We start from the raw sequence: 15258 nt of genomic DNA on the forward strand, positions 1-15258 counted from the left end.
GTTCACTCCGATCGGCCGGCGGCGCGTTCGACGGCCTGCCCGGCGGTGACGACGGTGGCGGGGCCGGTCGCGGCGAGCAGGACGGCGATGACGGCGAGCTTGGCGACGTCGTGCCAGGAGGACCAGGGGCGCAGCGCCAGCCCGGCGATCAGCAGCGGCGCGGCCAGGACGGTGACGGGCGCGACGGTGTGCAGGCGGGCGGCGGCGCCCGGGGTGAAGGGCAGCCGCAGCCCGGCGGCGACGGCCAGGGCCGTTCCGGCCCAGGTCAGCGCGTCGGCGAGCAGGTCCAGACTCATCCGGTCGCTCCCCCTCTCACAGGGTCCGGCTCAGGAACCGGGCGAACACCAGGGACCCGGCGAACGACAGCAGCGCCAGCACCAGGGCGACGTCGAGGTAGGCGGGCCGGCCGTAGGCGGCGGCCAGCAGCACCAGCGCGAGGGTGACCAGCGGCCCGGTGACGATCAACCCGGCCAGCCGCCCGTCGGGCCGCCCGCGCAGGGTGGCCAGCAGCGCCGGCAGCAGCGCGCCGACCATGACGGCCAGGGCGGGGATCGCGGTGCCCGCGACGTCGGGCTTCACCCGCGGCCTCCTTCATGCGGGCCTCCTTCATGCGGGCCTCCTTCGTGCGGGCCTCCGTCATGCGGGCCCTCTGCGGGCGGGTCGCCGATCAGGCCGGTGCGCCGCAGGCTCCGTTCGAACGGCGACGGGCCGGTCAGGCGGTGCACGCGCAGCAGTCCGCGTTCGGGGTCGACGCCGCCGACGTAGGCGCCGGGGGAGGCCGACATCAGCAGGGTCGCGGCGCCGCGTCCGGCGGGGCCGGGCGGGCAGCCCTGCGCCGTCCAGGATCCGCCGGACGCGCCGCGCGCGGTGACGCGGGCGGTGTCGGCGACGATCTGGCCGGGCAGCCGCGCCAGCGGCGGGAGGAGCCGGACCGGCGCGACGGGACGGGACGGGCCGCCTTCGGGGCGGCGGGCGGTGCCGGTGGTGGTCCCGGTGGTGAGCAGGGCGCGGCGCGCGGCGACGGCGGCGGCTGCGCCCGCGGCGGCCGTCAGCGCTCCGACCGCGATCTCGGTGAGGGAGATCGCCGACACCAGAGCCAGGTACAGCGCCAGCAGCACCGTCCACCAGGCCAGCGGCTCCGCGGCGCGCCGGGCGGGGCCGGGTCGCGGCGCGTCCGGCGGCTCATCGGGTGGCATGGCGTTCGGCATACCCGGAGCGAGGGTTCCAATCGTCGGCGCGGGCAGCCCGCCGCGTCCCGCGCTGCCCGGCCCGGCGGCTCCCGGGGGCGGCCCGGATGTTTGCGGTGGCCGGGTGGGGTAGCCCGTGTTACGGCCGACGAACGCGATTCCCCGCCGGTTCGGCAGCACGATCCCCCCGACGGAAGGACGGATGATGGAGACCCCCTCGGTCCCGGGCAACGGGTCCGGACAAGCGAGCAAGAACGTCAGCGGCGCGGCGGGCAAGGCGACGAGCAAGGCGACGGGCACCGCCGAGGCCGCGGGCACGGGCGCCAAGAGCACCGCGAAGGGCACCAAGGACACCGCGCAGAACACGGCCAAGAGCACGGCGGGCACCGCCAAGGACACGGCCGGCACCGCCAGGGACACGGCGAAGGGCGCCACGGGCACCGCGAAGGACACCGCGCAGGGCGTGGCGAAGACCGCGGGCACGGGAGTCGCGCGGGCCGGCGGCCAGGTGGCGGCGCTGCCCGGCCGCGTGGCCGGGGTCGCCAAGCTCCTCACGCTCGGCCGGTTCCTGCGGGCGGTGCCGGTGGCGGGCGCGGCCGTCGCCGGAATCGTCGTCGGGCGTTTGACCGCCCGGAAGCGCTGAACCCTGGCATCCCGGAAATCCTCCGGCGAGCGCGACGCCCCCGCGGAAAAAGTTCTGCGGGGGCGTCGCACGTGCCGGGACGGGCCTTTCGCCCTGACTCGTCCATGACCGGAACCAGATCTCCTGTTTAGGGAGGTTGAGGGGGGTACATCGGGGTTCATGCTTCACCCCCAAACGGGTCAACCCCGAGAAGGAGCGATCACATGACTGGGCCGGTCGCCCAGCAGACTTCGGGCAGCAATGTCGTACAGCGCGGCGGCTCGGGCAGCGGCCTCGCCGACGTGGTCGACCTGATCCTGGAAAAGGGTCTGGTCATCGACCTGTACGCGCGAGTCTCGCTGGTGGGAATCGAGATCCTCACGATCGACGTGCGGATCGTGGTCGCGAGTGTCGACACCTACCTGCGGTTCGCCGAGGCGGTGAACCGTCTGGACATCGCTCACGACGGCACCTCGCAGGGCCTGCCGGAGTTCGTTGGCGGAATGCAGGAGTCGGGCGCCAAGAAGAAGACGCGCGGTGCCCTGGAGGGAGCCCAGGAGCGGCTGAAGGAGACCTTCGGCGGCGACTCCGACGATGAAGAGGACGACAAGGAACCCGCGCGGCGCCGCTCGTCGCGCAAGAAGGAGGACGAGGAAGAATGAGCACGCCTCAGACCCCCGGCGGCTCTGAGGCCGGGGACCGGATCCCGCAGTACGTGTACGGGGTCACCCGGTCGGGCGCGTCGCTGCCACCGGACCTGGCCGGCCTGGACGACCGGCCGGTGTCGCTGATCGAGGACGGCGGCTCGGCCGCCGCGGTCGTCAGCGACCTGCCCGCCGACCGCGCCCTGGGCGAGCGCGCCGACCTGGTCGCGCACCAGCGGGTCCTGAACGCGCTGGTCGACGCCGGAACCGTCGTCCTGCCCTTCCGCTTCGGCGCCGCGCTCGCCGACCGCGGCGCGGTCGAGAAGGAACTGCTGGCCGACAACTCCGAACGCTTCGAGCAGGTCCTGGACCAGCTCGAGGGCCGCGTCGAGCTGCGCGTCAAGGGCACCTACGTCGAGGACGCGGTGCTGCGGGAGATCATGCAGAACGACCCCGAGGTCGCCGAGCTGTCGCAGCGGCTCCGGGAGGTCCCGGCCGACGCCGCCGACGCCGTCTACTACGACCGCGTCCGGCTCGGCGAGCTGATCGCGCAGTCGATGCAGCGGCTCCGGGAGAACGACGAGCAGGTCCTGCTGGACGGGGCCGCCTCGGCCGCCGAGGCGTTCACGCGCAAGACCCCGGCCAGGGAGGAGGACGTCCTGGACGCCTCGTTCCTGGTCCGCGCCGACCGCCGCGCCGCGTTCGAGGAGGCCGTGGAGAAGCTGGGCCAGCAGCACGGCGACCGCATCCGCATCCGGCTGATCGGGCCGCTGCCGCCCTACGACTTCGTACCGGAGGCGTAATACGCGATGGGATTCTTCAGCGGGCTGGTCACGGCGCCCCTGGCACCCGTCAAAGGCGTGATGTGGCTGGCCGAGACCCTCACCGAGCAGGCCGAGGCGCAGCTGTACGACCCGGGGCGGATCGCCGCGGAGATGCAGCAGGTGGCGGACGAGTCCGCCGCCGGCGAGATCACCGAGGAGGAGGCCGCCGAACGCGAGGAGGAGCTCATCCGCCGGCTGAACGAGGGCCGCGCCCGCGGCTACCAGCCCGGCGGCTAGGAGGCCGGTGATGTTGTCCGCGTCCAAGGCCGCCGAGATGGCGGTGGAGCACGTCACGGCGATGACCGGCCGCCGCGCCGAGAGCGTCGTGGGAATGGAGCGCACGGAGGAGGGCTGGCGCGTCACGGTGGAGGTCGTGGAGACCCACCGCATCCCCGACTCCGCGGACATCCTCGCGGTCTACGACACCGAGGTGGACGCCGAGGGGGAGCTGGTGAGCTACCGGCGCGCCGGCCGCTACTCCCGCGGACGAGTGGAGAGGAACTGAGCGGCTGTGAGTGAGATCTCCTGGACCGGCCAGCGATCCCCGTCGCGGTCGATGGCCGGGGAACGGCAGGGCGCCAACCTGGCCGACCTGCTGGAACGCATCCTCGACAAGGGGATCGTGATCGTCGGAGACGTCCGGGTGAACCTGCTGGACATCGAACTGCTGACGATCAAGCTTCGGCTGCTGGTCGCATCGGTGGACCGGGCCAAGGAAATGGGCATCGACTGGTGGGAACACGACCCGTCCCTGTCCTCCAAGGCCCGGCAGAAGGAGGTGGACGGCCAAGGCGACCGCGAGCAGCTGGAGGAGGAGAACCGGCGCCTGCGCGAACGCCTGGCCGCCCTCGAGGCGGGCGCCGACGGCGCCGCCGAACGGACCGGAGACGGGAAGGAGTCCTCATCATGACCGCCCCCGGGCTCGCCGGCCAGACCGCCGGCGCCCACGGCACCGCCGGCCCGTCCGACACCGGCGTCTACCTGTACGGGGTGGCGCGGGGCCTGGACCCGGCCGCCCTGGGCGACACCACCGGGGTGGCCGGAGCGCCGGTGCGCGGCGTGGCCGCCGCCGGGCTGACCGCGCTGGTCAGCACCGTCCGCCTCGCCGAGTACGGCGAGGCGGCGCTGCGCGCCAACCTGGAGGACCTGGAGTGGCTGGAGGCCACCGCCCGCGCCCACCACGACGTCGTCGACCGCGCCGCGCACGCCGCCCCGACCGCACCGGTGCGCATCGCGACCATCTACCGCGACGACGCCCGCGTCGCCGAGGTGCTCACCGACGAGGGCGGCCGGTTCACCGAGGTCCTGGACCTCATCGCCGGCCGCTCGGAGTGGGGCGTGAAGGCCTACGCCGATCCCGCGCTGCTGCGCGGCGACACCGGCCAGGACGCCACCGACCCCGGTGGGGGGCTCGCGCCGGGCGCCGAGCCCCCCACCGGCCCCGCCCCCGCGCACACCCCCGGCGACGCCTCGCCGGGCGGGGTGGGAACCGCGTACCTGCGGCGCCGGCAGCAGGAGCGCCGACGCCGCGCCGACGCCGGGCGCCGCGTCGGCGAGCAGGCCGACGCGGTGCACGCCGAACTCGCCGACCACGCCGTCGCGTCCCGGCACCACCCGCCGCAGGACCCGCGGCTGTCGGGCCGGGACGGCACCCAGATCCTCAACGTCGCCTACCTGCTGGACGAGGAGCAGGTGGAGGGGTTCCTCGCGGTGACCCGCGCGGCCGCCGAGAAACTGGCGGGCATCGAGGTGGAGGTGACCGGGCCCTGGCCGCCCTACTCCTTCATCGAGCCGGGGGAGGTGTGACCGCCGTCCTGGACCAGGGCCGCGACGCCCCGATGCAGCGGATCGCGCTGGTCGACCTCCTGGACCGGCTCCTGGCCGGCGGCGTCGTCATCACCGGCGACCTGGTCATCTCGATCGCGGGCGTGGACCTGGTGGAGGTGTCCCTGCGGGCACTGATCACCTCCGTCCGCGACGAGCTGCTGCCCGAGGAGGAACGACCATGAGCCGACCCGACCGCGACACCCCCGACCGCGACACCCCCGCGCGCGGCGACCGCGAGCGGGGGACCCGCGAACCGGTGAGCGGGGAGGTGTCAGTGCACGACCCCGCCCCGGGGGACCCGTTCACCGACGACATCCTGGCCGGACGCACCGAATCCTCCGGGGACGCCCCGGTGCGCGCCGCGCCCGTGCGGGAGGCGGACCTGCGGGAGCGCTCCTCCCGCACGATGCAGCGGCTGCGCTCGGACCCCGAGACCGTCGAGCGCGACCTGGTGAAGCTCGTCCTGACCCTGGTCGAACTGATCCGGCAGCTCATGGAGCGGCAGGCGCTGCGCCGCGCCGAGGGCGGCGACCTCACCGACCAGCAGGTCGAGGACCTGGGCCTGGCGCTGATGCGCCTGGACGAGGCCATGACCCGGCTCAAGGACCACTTCGACCTGGACGACCACGACCTCAACCTCGACCTGGGCCCACTCGGCCCGCTCCTGCCCGACCACTGACCCGCCCCGCCCCGCCCGGCACCGGTCACCGCGGGGCGGCGGTCACCGCGGGTTCACAGCGGTCGCCTTGAAGAAGGTGTAGTGGAACGTGCCTTCGGGGCCCGCCGCGCGGCGCAGGTCGGCCACCGCCCGGTCGAAGTCGGCCGGGGTGGCCAGCCCGGCCGCGACGGCCTCGTCACGGACCGACTCGATCATCGCGGTGAAGGTGTCGCGGGTGAAGGCCCGCGCCAGCTCGGGCCGCGCCCCGTCGGCGTAGACCGTCCGCGGGACGACCTCCACCCGCCCGTACCCAGCCTCGCCCAGCAGCGGCCCCAGCCGCCGCCCGAGCAGCGCGTCACCGCCCGCCGCCGCCTGCAACGCGACCTGATGGGCGATCGCGGCGCGCGCGTGCGCGCTGTCGGGGTGGAAGAACGCCGACCCGTGGTCGCCCTCGATCACGGTGAGGGTCCCCCAGGCCGCAGCACCCGCCGCAGCGCCACCAGCGCACCGCGCGGGTCGGGCACGTGCTCCAGCACGAAGCACACGAACACGTGGTCGAACGCCGCGTCGGGGAACGGCAGGTCCCGCAGGTCGGCGCACCGCCACCGCACCCGCGCCGCCGGGAACGACGCCCGCACGCGGGCGCGGGCCTGGTCCAGGGACGCGGGTGACAGGTCCACGGCCGTCAGCCGCATGCCGGGGGAGCGCGCCACCAGGTGCACCGTCTGCGCCCCGACACCGCAGCCGGCCTCCAGCACCCGGCTGCCCGCCGGGTAGGCGGTCCCCTCGTGCAGCAGCGCGGCCAGCGCGTCGGCCTGGTCGCCGAGCCGCCGCGCCTCCCGCCCCGAGTACCCGTGCACGTAGCCGCCGGCCGTCATGCTCTCCGACGTGCTCTCCGTCGTGGTGTCCATGGGTCCACCGTGGCCGCACAATGGCCTGATGGACAGATCCAAAGACGGCGAACACGACGGGTCCATAACGCGCGGGTCGGACTTCCTGCAGCTCGACCCCGCCGACGCCCCGCCCGGCGGGCTGGCCGACTGGCTCGCCGGACGGCTCCGCGACGCCGTCGCCGACGGCCGCCTGCCCGTCGGCGCCCGCCTGCCCGCCACCCGCGTCCTCGCCGCCGAACTGCGCGTCTCCCGCGGCGCCGTCACCGAGGCCTACCAGCGCCTCGCCGACGAGGGCCACCTCGCCGGACGCGGCCGCGCCGGCACCATCGTCGTCGCGGCACCCCTCACCCCGGCACCCCCCGCCCGGCCCCCGCACGGCATCACTGGGACCGCTGGCACCACCGGTGAGGCCTCCGCCCCGCCGCCGGCCCCCGCGCCGTTCCCGCCACGGCCCGGCGCGGACGTGTTCGACGTCCTGCGCGACCAGCCCGCCCGCATCGACCTGTCACCCGGACTGCCCGACCTGGCCGCGTTCCCCCGCGCGGCCTGGCAGCGCGCCGAACGCACCGTCCTGCGCGACCTGCCCGCCACCGGCCTCGGCTACGGCGACCCCCGCGGCACCCCCGCACTGCGCCTCGCCGTCGCCGCGTGGCTCGCCCGCTACCGCGGCATCCGCACCGACCCCGCCGGCATCGTCATCGTCGCCGGCACCGCCCAGGCGCTCGGCCTCATCACCCGCGTCCTGGCCCGCGACGGCATCGACCGGATCGCCGTGGAGGACCCCGGCTCCCTCGGCGTCCGCCAGCATCTGGCGCACTGGGGGATGGGCACCCCGCCCGTCCCGGTCGACACCGCCGGGATCCGCGTCGACCGCCTGCGCGCCACCGGCGCCCCCGCCGTCCTGCTCACCCCCGCCCACCAGTTCCCCACCGGCGCCGTGCTCGGCGGCGACCGCCGCCGCGACCTCACACGCTGGGCCGCAGAAGGCGGCCTGGTCATCGAGGACGACTACGACGCCGAGCACCGCTACGACCGGCCCCCGGTCCCCGCACTGCGCTCCCTGCTCACCGACCGCGCCTACTACGCCGGAAGCGTCTCCAAACTCCTGGCCCCCGCCCTGCGCATCGGCTGGATCCTGCCGCCGCCCCGGCACCTGGACGCCCTCGTCGCCGAGAAACGCTTCGCCGACCTCGGCAACGCCGCCCTCCCGCAACTCGTCCTCGCCGAGCTGATGAACTCGGGGGAGATGGAGCGCACCCTGCGGCTGCTGCGGCGCCGCCACCGCCGCCGCCGCGACACGATGATCGAAGCCATCGCCGCGCAGCTGCCCGCGGCGGCCGTGCACGGCGCCGCCGCCGGCCTGCACCTCACCGTCACCTTCCCCGGCCGCCTCCCCGACGGCCTGCACGACACCGACCTCGCCGCGGCGGCGCTGGAACTCGGCGTCAAAACCCACCCGCTGTCATGGCACGCGCAACGCCCCCACCCGCCCGGCCTGGTCCTCGGCTACGCCGCCGCCCCCACCTCGGCCATCCCCGACGCCATCGCCGCCCTCGCCCGCGCCCTCCACCACCTCACCACCGGCACCGGCCGCCGCGGCGGACATCAGGCCGCCACCGCCCGGGACGCCAACAACTCGGCCCCCCACAGGTCACGGTAGGCGCCCGCCACCGTGAGCAACTCCTCGTGCCGGCCCCGCTGCACCACCCGCCCCCGATCCAGCACCACCACCTCATCGGCCGACCCCAGCGCCGCCAGCCGATGCGTCACCAGCAGCAGCGTCCCCCCACCGGGAGCCTCCAGCAGCCCCCGCGTCACCTCGTCCGCCACCACGGGATCCAGCCCCTCCGCCGGCTCGTCCAGCACCAGCACCGGCGGATCGGCCAGCAGCGCCCGCGCCAGCAGCAGCCGCTGCCGCTGACCACCCGACAGGCCGCGCCCACCCGCCCCCACCACCGTGTCCCACCCGTCCGGCAGCGCCCGCACCACCTCGGCGAACCGCGCCCGCTCCGCCGCCGCCCACAACCGCGCCTCATCCGCGTCCGGACACGCCAGCAGCAGATTCGCCCGCACCGACGCCGCGAACACATGCGCGTCCTGCGCCAGCCCCCGCACCGCCGCCCGCACCTCCCCAGGCGCATACCCGCCCACATCCCGCCCACCGAGCAACACCGCGCCCGACACCACCGGCACATCACCCGACACCGCCGCCAGCAGCGTGCTCTTGCCCGCCCCGCTCGCCCCCACCACCGCGACCCGCCGGCCCCGACCCACCCGCAGATCCACCCCGTCCAGCGCCACCCCGCGCCCGTAGTCGACCCGCACCCCCAGCAACTCCACCTCCAGCGGCCCCCGCGGCACCGCCACCGCACCCGCCGGGCACGGCGCCGGGGGAGCGGCCAGCACCGCCCCGACCCGCCGCACCGCCGGAACCACCTCCCGCAACCGCTGCGCCGCACCCGCCAGCGGCAGCACCGACTCCACCGCCACCAGCGCCGTCAACGCCAGCACCGCCGAACCCACCTCACCCACACCCGCACCCAGCCCCACCCACACCACCGCCGCGACCGTCACGCCCTGCACCACGAAACCGGCCGCACCCACCACCGCCGACACCCGCGCCGCCGACCGCTCCGCCCGATCCAGCCCCCGCACCGCACCCCGCGCCCGCTCCCCGAACCGGGCCGACGCACCGAACATCGCCAGATCCCGCGCACCCTCCAGCACGTCCAGCGCCCGCACCGCCAACACCTCACGACCGTCCGCCATCCGCGCCGCCGCGCGCCCACCGGCCACCGCCGCCGCCCCCGGCAGCACCACCCCCGCCACCAGCAGACCCACCGCCAGCACCACCGCCGCCGGCGCCTCCACCAGCGCGCACACCCCCACCCCGGCCGCACCGCACACCACCGACGCCGCCACCGGCAGCACGCACCGCAGCAGCAGATCCTGCACGGCGTCCACATCCGACACCATCCGCGTCAACGCGTCACCGTCCCGCACCCGCCGCGCCCCCGGACGCGCCGCCGCCAACGCGTCGAACACCCGCCCCCGCAACTCCGCCAGCACCCGCAACGCCGCGTCATGCCCCGCCAGCCGCTCCACATACCGCAGCGACCCCTTCGCCAACGCGAACCCCCGCACCGCCACGATCGCCACCGACAAGGCCGCCAACTCCGGACGCTGCGACGCCCGCGCGATCAACCACGCTGCCGCCGCGACCAACCCCAGCCCGCACAGCTCCGCCGCCGCCCCCGCCACACCCGCCGCCACCAGCCGCACCGCGTGCGGACGCACCGCACCCCACACCCCCCTCACGCCGCCTCCTCACCCACACGACCACCCGCCGCCGCGCACACCCGGCCGCCCTCCAGCCGCACCACCCGATCCGCCGCCCGCAGCAACGCCGGACGATGCGCCACCAGCACCGCCGTCCGCCCCGCCAGCAACCGCACCGCCGCATCCACCAGCACCCGCTCACTGTGCAGATCCAGCCGCGCCGTCGGCTCGTCCAGCAGCATCACCGGCCCCCCCGACAGGAACGCCCGCGCGATCGCCAGCCGCTGCCGCTGCCCCGCCGACAACCCCGCACCGCCCTCACCCAGCACCGTCGCCAACCCCTCCGGCAACTCCCCGACGAAATCCGCCGCGGCCGCCCGCACCGCCTCCTCGACCCGCTCCACCCCAGCACCCGGATCACCCAGCCGGACGTTGTCGGCCACCGACGCCGCGAACAGATGCGGACGCTGCGGCACCCACCCCACACGCGCCCGCCACGCCTCCCCGTCCAACTCCGCCAGATCCACCCCGTCCACCAGCACCCGCCCCGAATCAGGGGCCACCAAACCCGCCAGCACCAGCAGCAACGTCGACTTGCCCGCCCCCGACGGCCCCGTCACCGCCACCCGCTCACCCGGCCCCACCCGCAACGACACCCGATCCAACGCCGCCCCGGCCGCACCCGGATACCGGACCGTCACCTCCTCCAGCACGATCCCCGGCGCCCCCGCACCCACCACCACCCGGCCCCCGAACCCCGAAACCGGCGACGCGTCCAGCACCGCGAACACCTCCCGCGCCGCCGCCACACCCTCCGCACTCGCATGGAAACGCTGCCCCAGCGCCCGCAACGGCAGATACACCTCCGGCGTCAACACCAGCACCAGCAGACCCGTCACCAGCGCCATCTCCCCGCCCAGCAACCGCAACCCCACCGGAACCGCCACCAACGCCACCGACAACGCGCACACCAGCTCCAGCACCAGCGACGACAGGAACGCCACCCGCAGCGCCCGCACACTCGCCCGCCGATGCTCACCCGCCAGCTCCCGCACCACCACCGACTGATGACCGGTCCGCCCGAACGCCCGCAACGTCCCCAACCCCGCCACCACGTCCCGGAAATGCCCGCCCAGCCGATGCAGCAGCCCCCACTGCCGGCCCGTCAAAGCCGCCGTCCGCATCCCCACCAACGCACCGAACACCGGCACCAGCGGAACCGTCACCGCCACCACCAGCGCCGACGCCCAATCGGCCGCCACCAGCCGCACCAGCACCACCACCGGCACCACACACGCCGCCACCACCTGCGGCACATAACCCGTGAAGAACGGATCGACCGCGTCCAACCCCCGCGTCAGCAACGTCACCCGCGCCCCCGCATCACCCGCCTCCCTCTCCAGCAGCGCCCCCCGCAGATCCCGCTTCACCCGCGCCGCCGCCCGGCCCGCCACCAGCGCCACCACCCACGCCAGCACCGCCCGCCCGGCCACCACCACCGCCAGCCACGGCAACGGCCCCGCATCCAGACCCGCCACCGCCCGCACCAGCAACTCCGCCTGCACCACCAGCAGGACACCCTGCCCCGCCGCCAACACCACCAGCAGCACCATCACCCGGCCGGCGACCAACCGCAGCAAACGCCGCTCGACACCCTTCACCCCGACCCGCCTACAGGTACGAGGGCGACTCCACACGCCCCCGGAACGTCCACCACACCAGCGCCTGCGACGCCAACAGCAACGGCAGCACCACCACCGTCACCACCGCCGTCATCGTCAGCCCCGCACCCTCCGCCACGACCCGCGACCACTCCACCTGCACCCCGGCCACCACCGGCGCCCCCGCCATCACCAGCGCCGACAACCCGTACCGCGCCGGAACCCGCCCGGCACGCTCCGCCAGCCCTGCCGGAAGGCGCCAACGAGCGAAACCCGCACCATGCCAGGCGAACAGCGCCGCCAACGGCAACCCCGCAACACTCCCCACACCCAGCCCGCCACCGGCCAGCACCGACCCCAGCACCGACCCCCACGCCAGCGCCAGCGCCCAGCTCCCCGCCACGATCGCCGCGTCCCACACACCACGCCACGCCGCCGCGTCCACCCGGCCCCGCAACCACAGGCCCATGTCCCGCACGACCCACCCGAACAGCAGCACCGCGAACAGCGGATACAGCTCCTCCACCAGCCCGTGCTCCAGCCCCGGGAACGCGCCCGCCACCAGGCCCGCCGCCGCCACCAGCCACACCTCGTTGCCCAGGAAGAACGGCGCGAACGACGCGATCACCAACCGCCGCTCCCGCTGGTCCCGCCCCAGCCACGGCAGCAGCATCCCCACCCCGACATCGGCGCCCGCCAGCACCAGATAGCCGGCCGAGAACACCGCCAGCAACACCACCGCGAGAGAATCCATCACCAGGCTCCAGTCAGAACGTCGGGCTCATCAACGGCGCGGCCGGCTCCGCCGGGGGAGAGGCACCCAGCCCCGCACCCTCCGGCCCCCGCCGCGCGAACCGCGCCAGCAGCCACGCGTTCACCCCGAACAGCACCGCGAACAGCACCGAGAACGCCACGAACGACACCGTGATCGCCCCCGACCCCACACCCGGCGACAACGCGTCCCGCGTCTTCAGCACCCCGTACACCATCCACGGCTGCCGCCCCACCTCACGGAACACCCACCCCGCCAGCATCGCCACATACGGCAGCGGCACCGCCGCGATCATCAGCACGTGGAACACCCGCCCCCGCACCAGCCACCGCCCGAACGGGAACTTCACCAACGCCACCGCCGCCACCAGCAGCATCAGCAACCACACCGTCACCATCACCGCCTCGCCGACCCCCGCCAGCACCGGCGCCCGATAGTCGTCCGGCCCGAACCGCGCCGTGAAATCCGCCACCGCGGCAGCCGCCTCATGCCCACCCGTCTTCGTCGGCTGCGCGTACTGGAACTGCATCCCGCCGAACACCACCACCGGCATCACCGACACCATCACCGTCAGCAACCCGATCCGCATCGACCGCCGGAAGAACTCCACCTCCGACGTCCGCCGCAGCAGATGAAAACCACTCACCCCCGCCATGAAGAACCCCGCCGTCAGCAACCCCCCGAACAGCACATGGAAGAACGCCAGCAACGCCGTCGGATTCGCCAGCAGCGCCCCCACGTCGTCCAGCCGCGCCACACCGTCCACCATCACGAACCCCACCGGACGCTGCAGCCACCCGTTCGCCACCAGCACGAAGTACGCCGACAGATACGCCGTCAACGTCACCACCCAGATCAGCGCCAGATGCACCCACCGGTTCAGCCGATCCCACCCGAAGATCCACAACCCCAGGAACGTCGACTCCACGAAGAACGCCACGATCGTCTCCAGCGCCAACGGCGCCCCGAACACGTTCCCCGTCACCCGCGACAGCCCCGACCAGTTCAACCCGAACTGGAACTCCATCACCAACCCGGTGACGATCCCCACCGCATAGTTGATGACATACAACTGCCCCCAGAACCGCACCATCCGCGCATGCACCGCACTGCCCGACACCACCGCACGCGTCTGCGTCAACGCCACCAGCGTCGCCAACCCCAGCGTCAGCGCCACGAACAGAAAATGCGTGCCGGCCGTCAACGCGAACTGCACCCGCGCCAGAACCAGCGGGTCCGCACCCATCAGCACACGCTCCAAGAATCGATCCGCAACGACCCCACGATCCTCGGCCCGCACCCGCCACCCGCGAATCCGGCGAGAGCGTTCAACCGCCATGCGCCTTTCGCGTACCGACCACCCGCCGCCTACGCCTCCGGATGTACACCGCCGCACCAAGCCCCCAACCCCAGCACGACCGCAACCCCCAGCTACGGCAGCGCCGCCACCCCATCAACACCCGGCCCCGCCCACCGCGACCCCGCGCATAGCCCGCGACGGTGGACTGCACCACCAGCACCGTCGCCCGCGCCCCGCCACCCACCCGCCCCTGCAACCGCGCGCCCGCCGCCATTGCCCAATCGACGACTCGGTCCACTTCGAAGAGCAGGCTGACACCTCCAGTCGCCTGCACCCACTCCAGCGCCCGGCGCTCCGCGACGAGCTGCTCGCCTACGCGCGGACCGGCGACACCGCGCACATCTCCGAGATGTTCCGCCCGGTGCGCGGCAACCAGCACATCCTGGACGTCCTCTAGGTCCAACACGCCCACCGTCTGCGCATTCACGACGGCGCGTTCTCCGCGATGGACCTCACAGCCCGCCACCCCCGCACCGGCGACTGCCGTCCACGGTCAAGTTCCTGGGCCAAACCCTTACGTCCGCCGGCGAACCCCAACGCGACCTGCAGCGGGAAACGACCTACGACGGACTGCGCGCCGCCCAAGCCAAGGTCAACCGGCGCGGCCGCAGACACCGCCAGCGTCCGCTCCGCCTACTCCGCCGGAACCTCCATCGCCGCCCTCGCCCGCCAGCACCGAGTCGCGCCGTTGCGCCATCCGAACCGCCGTCGCCGACCTGCTGCCCAACCACATCCTCGAAGCCCGTCAAGGGCGCCCCAGCCAGGGCCGACACCGAGTGCCGGCCACGTCGACATGCCCGGCAAGGGTCGCCGACCTCCTGCGCGCCGCCGACCGACGACACCGAAGAGGCCGCGCTCGACCCTGGCCAGGCCCAACGGCGCGGCCAGTGCTACACCCTGCGCATCAACGCCTCGCCCACCGTGCACCACCAACTCCTGGGCCGCCCAGCGCAAAGCCCACCGCGAGTACGCCAAGCGCGTCAACGCCCTCCCGGCCGCCACACCCTGACCCAAGACCACGACCTCAGCAACGGACGCACTCGCAGCTAACCCCTGGCGCCTACTGCTGATGGCTGCACTCGGCCTCCTCGCGGGCCGAAATGACGCTAGGGCTTCGATATCAGAAGCGCTAGCGGGTGTCTTCGGAATCGGCGGGGGAGAGGGTCGCGGCCCACTCTTCGGACCACCGGACGAGCGGGCGCAGCGCGCGGCGGGCGCTGTGGCCCAGCTCGGTGAGGGCGTAGGTGGTGTCCGGAAGTTGCTCGACGACGGCGGCGTCGAGCAACTCGGTCAGCCGTTGCCGCAGCACGCTGGAGGACATGTTGTCGCAGCGCTCCTGCAACGCACGGAACCCGACCGGCCCGTCTCGCAGTTCCCAGACGATCCGCAGGTTCCACCTGCGGCCGAACAGGTCGAGGGCGGCCATCAGTGGCCGGCCGGTGCTCGACCCTCGGACCGCCCGTCCCGGCCTGGGTGCCGCCATCCGTCGTACCGTCCCATCTTGCTGCTTCGATATCCGACACACTATCGT

20 protein-coding genes are annotated in these 15258 nt (G+C 74.2%); 10 read left to right on the top strand and 10 right to left on the bottom strand.

Translation table 11 applies throughout. From position 1 onward, the window contains the following. Positions 1-2 precede the first annotated feature (2 nt). Genes BJY14_RS43770 through BJY14_RS43780 form a run of 3 tightly spaced genes read right to left on the bottom strand, consistent with a single transcriptional unit; the run spans position 3 to position 1196 of the window. Positions 3-296 carry a monovalent cation/H(+) antiporter subunit G gene (locus BJY14_RS43770; protein ID WP_179848985.1) on the bottom strand — a complete coding sequence of 98 codons (294 nt, stop codon included), beginning with the start codon at positions 294-296 and terminating at the stop codon, positions 3-5. A gap of 16 nt (positions 297-312) precedes the next feature. Next, positions 313-579 (bottom strand): monovalent cation/H+ antiporter complex subunit F, encoded by a 267-nt coding sequence (locus tag BJY14_RS43775; RefSeq protein WP_218905864.1) that lies wholly within the window; start codon positions 577-579, stop codon positions 313-315. Next, on the bottom strand, positions 576-1196 hold the full coding sequence (locus BJY14_RS43780) for a hypothetical protein (RefSeq protein WP_179848986.1): 621 nt from the start codon (positions 1194-1196) through the stop codon (positions 576-578). Before BJY14_RS43780 ends, BJY14_RS43775 begins: the two co-directional genes overlap by 4 nt. A gap of 193 nt (positions 1197-1389) precedes the next feature. On the opposite strand from BJY14_RS43780, the gene BJY14_RS43785 reads away from it, so the two are divergent. The 9 genes from BJY14_RS43785 to BJY14_RS46195 all read left to right on the top strand — a co-directional run bounded on the left by BJY14_RS43785 (position 1390) and on the right by BJY14_RS46195 (position 5783). Beyond that, positions 1390-1830 (top strand): hypothetical protein, encoded by a 441-nt coding sequence (locus BJY14_RS43785; protein ID WP_179848987.1) that lies wholly within the window; start codon positions 1390-1392, stop codon positions 1828-1830. Positions 1831-2033: 203 nt separating this feature from the next. Beyond that, on the top strand, positions 2034-2471 hold the full coding sequence (gene gvpJ / locus BJY14_RS43790; protein ID WP_179848988.1) for a gas vesicle protein GvpJ: 438 nt from the start codon (positions 2034-2036) through the stop codon (positions 2469-2471). After that, positions 2468-3256 carry a GvpL/GvpF family gas vesicle protein gene (locus BJY14_RS43795; RefSeq protein ID WP_179848989.1) on the top strand — a complete coding sequence of 263 codons (789 nt, stop codon included), beginning with the start codon at positions 2468-2470 and terminating at the stop codon, positions 3254-3256. The genes gvpJ and BJY14_RS43795 overlap by 4 nt, the downstream gene beginning before the upstream one ends. A 6-nt stretch (positions 3257-3262) precedes the next feature. After that, on the top strand, positions 3263-3514 hold the full coding sequence (locus BJY14_RS43800) for a gas vesicle protein GvpG (RefSeq protein WP_179848990.1): 252 nt from the start codon (positions 3263-3265) through the stop codon (positions 3512-3514). A gap of 10 nt (positions 3515-3524) precedes the next feature. Further along, positions 3525-3782, top strand: coding sequence for a gas vesicle protein GvpO (gene gvpO / locus BJY14_RS43805; RefSeq protein WP_179848991.1), 258 nt, complete (start codon positions 3525-3527; stop codon positions 3780-3782). A 6-nt stretch (positions 3783-3788) separates the two neighbouring features. After that, entirely contained in the window at positions 3789-4187 is a 399-nt protein-coding gene (locus tag BJY14_RS43810; RefSeq protein WP_372505208.1) for a gas vesicle protein, read from the top strand. Continuing rightward, positions 4184-5083 (top strand): GvpL/GvpF family gas vesicle protein, encoded by a 900-nt coding sequence (locus BJY14_RS43815; RefSeq protein WP_179848992.1) that lies wholly within the window; start codon positions 4184-4186, stop codon positions 5081-5083. The genes BJY14_RS43810 and BJY14_RS43815 overlap by 4 nt, the downstream gene beginning before the upstream one ends. Further along, complete coding sequence (locus tag BJY14_RS43820) at positions 5080-5286, top strand: gas vesicle protein (RefSeq protein ID WP_312879758.1); 207 nt, start codon at positions 5080-5082, stop codon at positions 5284-5286. The genes BJY14_RS43815 and BJY14_RS43820 overlap by 4 nt, the downstream gene beginning before the upstream one ends. Beyond that, on the top strand, positions 5283-5783 hold the full coding sequence (locus tag BJY14_RS46195) for a gas vesicle protein K (protein WP_179848993.1): 501 nt from the start codon (positions 5283-5285) through the stop codon (positions 5781-5783). The genes BJY14_RS43820 and BJY14_RS46195 overlap by 4 nt, the downstream gene beginning before the upstream one ends. Positions 5784-5825: 42 nt before the next feature. Here the strand turns inward: BJY14_RS46195 and BJY14_RS44745 are convergent, their stop codons facing one another. Beyond that, on the bottom strand, positions 5826-6221 hold the full coding sequence (locus tag BJY14_RS44745; RefSeq protein WP_218905865.1) for a hypothetical protein: 396 nt from the start codon (positions 6219-6221) through the stop codon (positions 5826-5828). Continuing rightward, positions 6218-6673: a class I SAM-dependent methyltransferase gene (locus BJY14_RS44750; RefSeq protein WP_218905866.1), complete on the bottom strand. Its 456-nt coding sequence runs from the start codon at positions 6671-6673 to the stop codon at positions 6218-6220. Before BJY14_RS44750 ends, BJY14_RS44745 begins: the two co-directional genes overlap by 4 nt. 28 nt (positions 6674-6701) lie before the next feature. Here BJY14_RS44750 and pdxR point away from each other — a divergent pair, with 28 nt between their 5' ends. After that, on the top strand, positions 6702-8315 hold the full coding sequence (pdxR, locus tag BJY14_RS43835) for a MocR-like pyridoxine biosynthesis transcription factor PdxR (RefSeq protein WP_179848994.1): 1614 nt from the start codon (positions 6702-6704) through the stop codon (positions 8313-8315). On the opposite strand, the gene cydC is transcribed toward pdxR, so the two are convergent. The 5 genes from cydC to BJY14_RS43860 all read right to left on the bottom strand — a co-directional run bounded on the left by cydC (position 8261) and on the right by BJY14_RS43860 (position 15210). Beyond that, positions 8261-9973, bottom strand: coding sequence for a thiol reductant ABC exporter subunit CydC (gene cydC, locus BJY14_RS43840; RefSeq protein ID WP_312879759.1), 1713 nt, complete (start codon positions 9971-9973; stop codon positions 8261-8263). The genes pdxR and cydC overlap by 55 nt on opposite strands. Continuing rightward, entirely contained in the window at positions 9970-11595 is a 1626-nt protein-coding gene (gene cydD / locus BJY14_RS43845) for a thiol reductant ABC exporter subunit CydD (RefSeq protein WP_312879760.1), read from the bottom strand. The genes cydC and cydD overlap by 4 nt, the downstream gene beginning before the upstream one ends. A 10-nt stretch (positions 11596-11605) precedes the next feature. Beyond that, positions 11606-12349 carry a cytochrome d ubiquinol oxidase subunit II gene (locus BJY14_RS43850; RefSeq protein WP_179848995.1) on the bottom strand — a complete coding sequence of 248 codons (744 nt, stop codon included), beginning with the start codon at positions 12347-12349 and terminating at the stop codon, positions 11606-11608. A 13-nt stretch (positions 12350-12362) separates the two neighbouring features. After that, positions 12363-13619 carry a cytochrome ubiquinol oxidase subunit I gene (locus BJY14_RS43855; protein WP_312879820.1) on the bottom strand — a complete coding sequence of 419 codons (1257 nt, stop codon included), beginning with the start codon at positions 13617-13619 and terminating at the stop codon, positions 12363-12365. 1237 nt (positions 13620-14856) lie between these two features. After that, positions 14857-15210, bottom strand: a complete 354-nt coding sequence (locus BJY14_RS43860) for a winged helix-turn-helix transcriptional regulator (protein ID WP_179848996.1) — start codon at positions 15208-15210, stop codon at positions 14857-14859. Positions 15211-15258 lie beyond the last annotated feature (48 nt).

This window comes from Actinomadura luteofluorescens (genome assembly GCF_013409365.1).
GTDB classification, from domain to species: domain Bacteria; phylum Actinomycetota; class Actinomycetes; order Streptosporangiales; family Streptosporangiaceae; genus Spirillospora; species Spirillospora luteofluorescens.

What these genes read in the sequence shown, in the direction of transcription:
- gvpJ (WP_179848988.1), top strand. Translation starts at nt 2,034, where the DNA reads ATGACTGGGCCGGTCGCCCAGCAGACTTCGGGCAGCAATGTCGTACAG.
- BJY14_RS43800 (WP_179848990.1), top strand. Translation starts at nt 3,263, where the DNA reads ATGGGATTCTTCAGCGGGCTGGTCACGGCGCCCCTGGCACCCGTCAAA.
- BJY14_RS43785 (WP_179848987.1), top strand. Translation starts at nt 1,390, where the DNA reads ATGATGGAGACCCCCTCGGTCCCGGGCAACGGGTCCGGACAAGCGAGC.
- pdxR (WP_179848994.1), top strand. Translation starts at nt 6,702, where the DNA reads ATGGACAGATCCAAAGACGGCGAACACGACGGGTCCATAACGCGCGGG.
- BJY14_RS43780 (WP_179848986.1), bottom strand. Translation starts at nt 1,196, where the DNA reads ATGCCACCCGATGAGCCGCCGGACGCGCCGCGACCCGGCCCCGCCCGG.
- BJY14_RS43860 (WP_179848996.1), bottom strand. Translation starts at nt 15,210, where the DNA reads ATGGCGGCACCCAGGCCGGGACGGGCGGTCCGAGGGTCGAGCACCGGC.
- BJY14_RS43770 (WP_179848985.1), bottom strand. Translation starts at nt 296, where the DNA reads ATGAGTCTGGACCTGCTCGCCGACGCGCTGACCTGGGCCGGAACGGCC.
- BJY14_RS44750 (WP_218905866.1), bottom strand. Translation starts at nt 6,673, where the DNA reads ATGGACACCACGACGGAGAGCACGTCGGAGAGCATGACGGCCGGCGGC.
- BJY14_RS43795 (WP_179848989.1), top strand. Translation starts at nt 2,468, where the DNA reads ATGAGCACGCCTCAGACCCCCGGCGGCTCTGAGGCCGGGGACCGGATC.
- gvpO (WP_179848991.1), top strand. Translation starts at nt 3,525, where the DNA reads ATGTTGTCCGCGTCCAAGGCCGCCGAGATGGCGGTGGAGCACGTCACG.
- BJY14_RS46195 (WP_179848993.1), top strand. Translation starts at nt 5,283, where the DNA reads ATGAGCCGACCCGACCGCGACACCCCCGACCGCGACACCCCCGCGCGC.
- BJY14_RS43815 (WP_179848992.1), top strand. Translation starts at nt 4,184, where the DNA reads ATGACCGCCCCCGGGCTCGCCGGCCAGACCGCCGGCGCCCACGGCACC.
- BJY14_RS43850 (WP_179848995.1), bottom strand. Translation starts at nt 12,349, where the DNA reads ATGGATTCTCTCGCGGTGGTGTTGCTGGCGGTGTTCTCGGCCGGCTAT.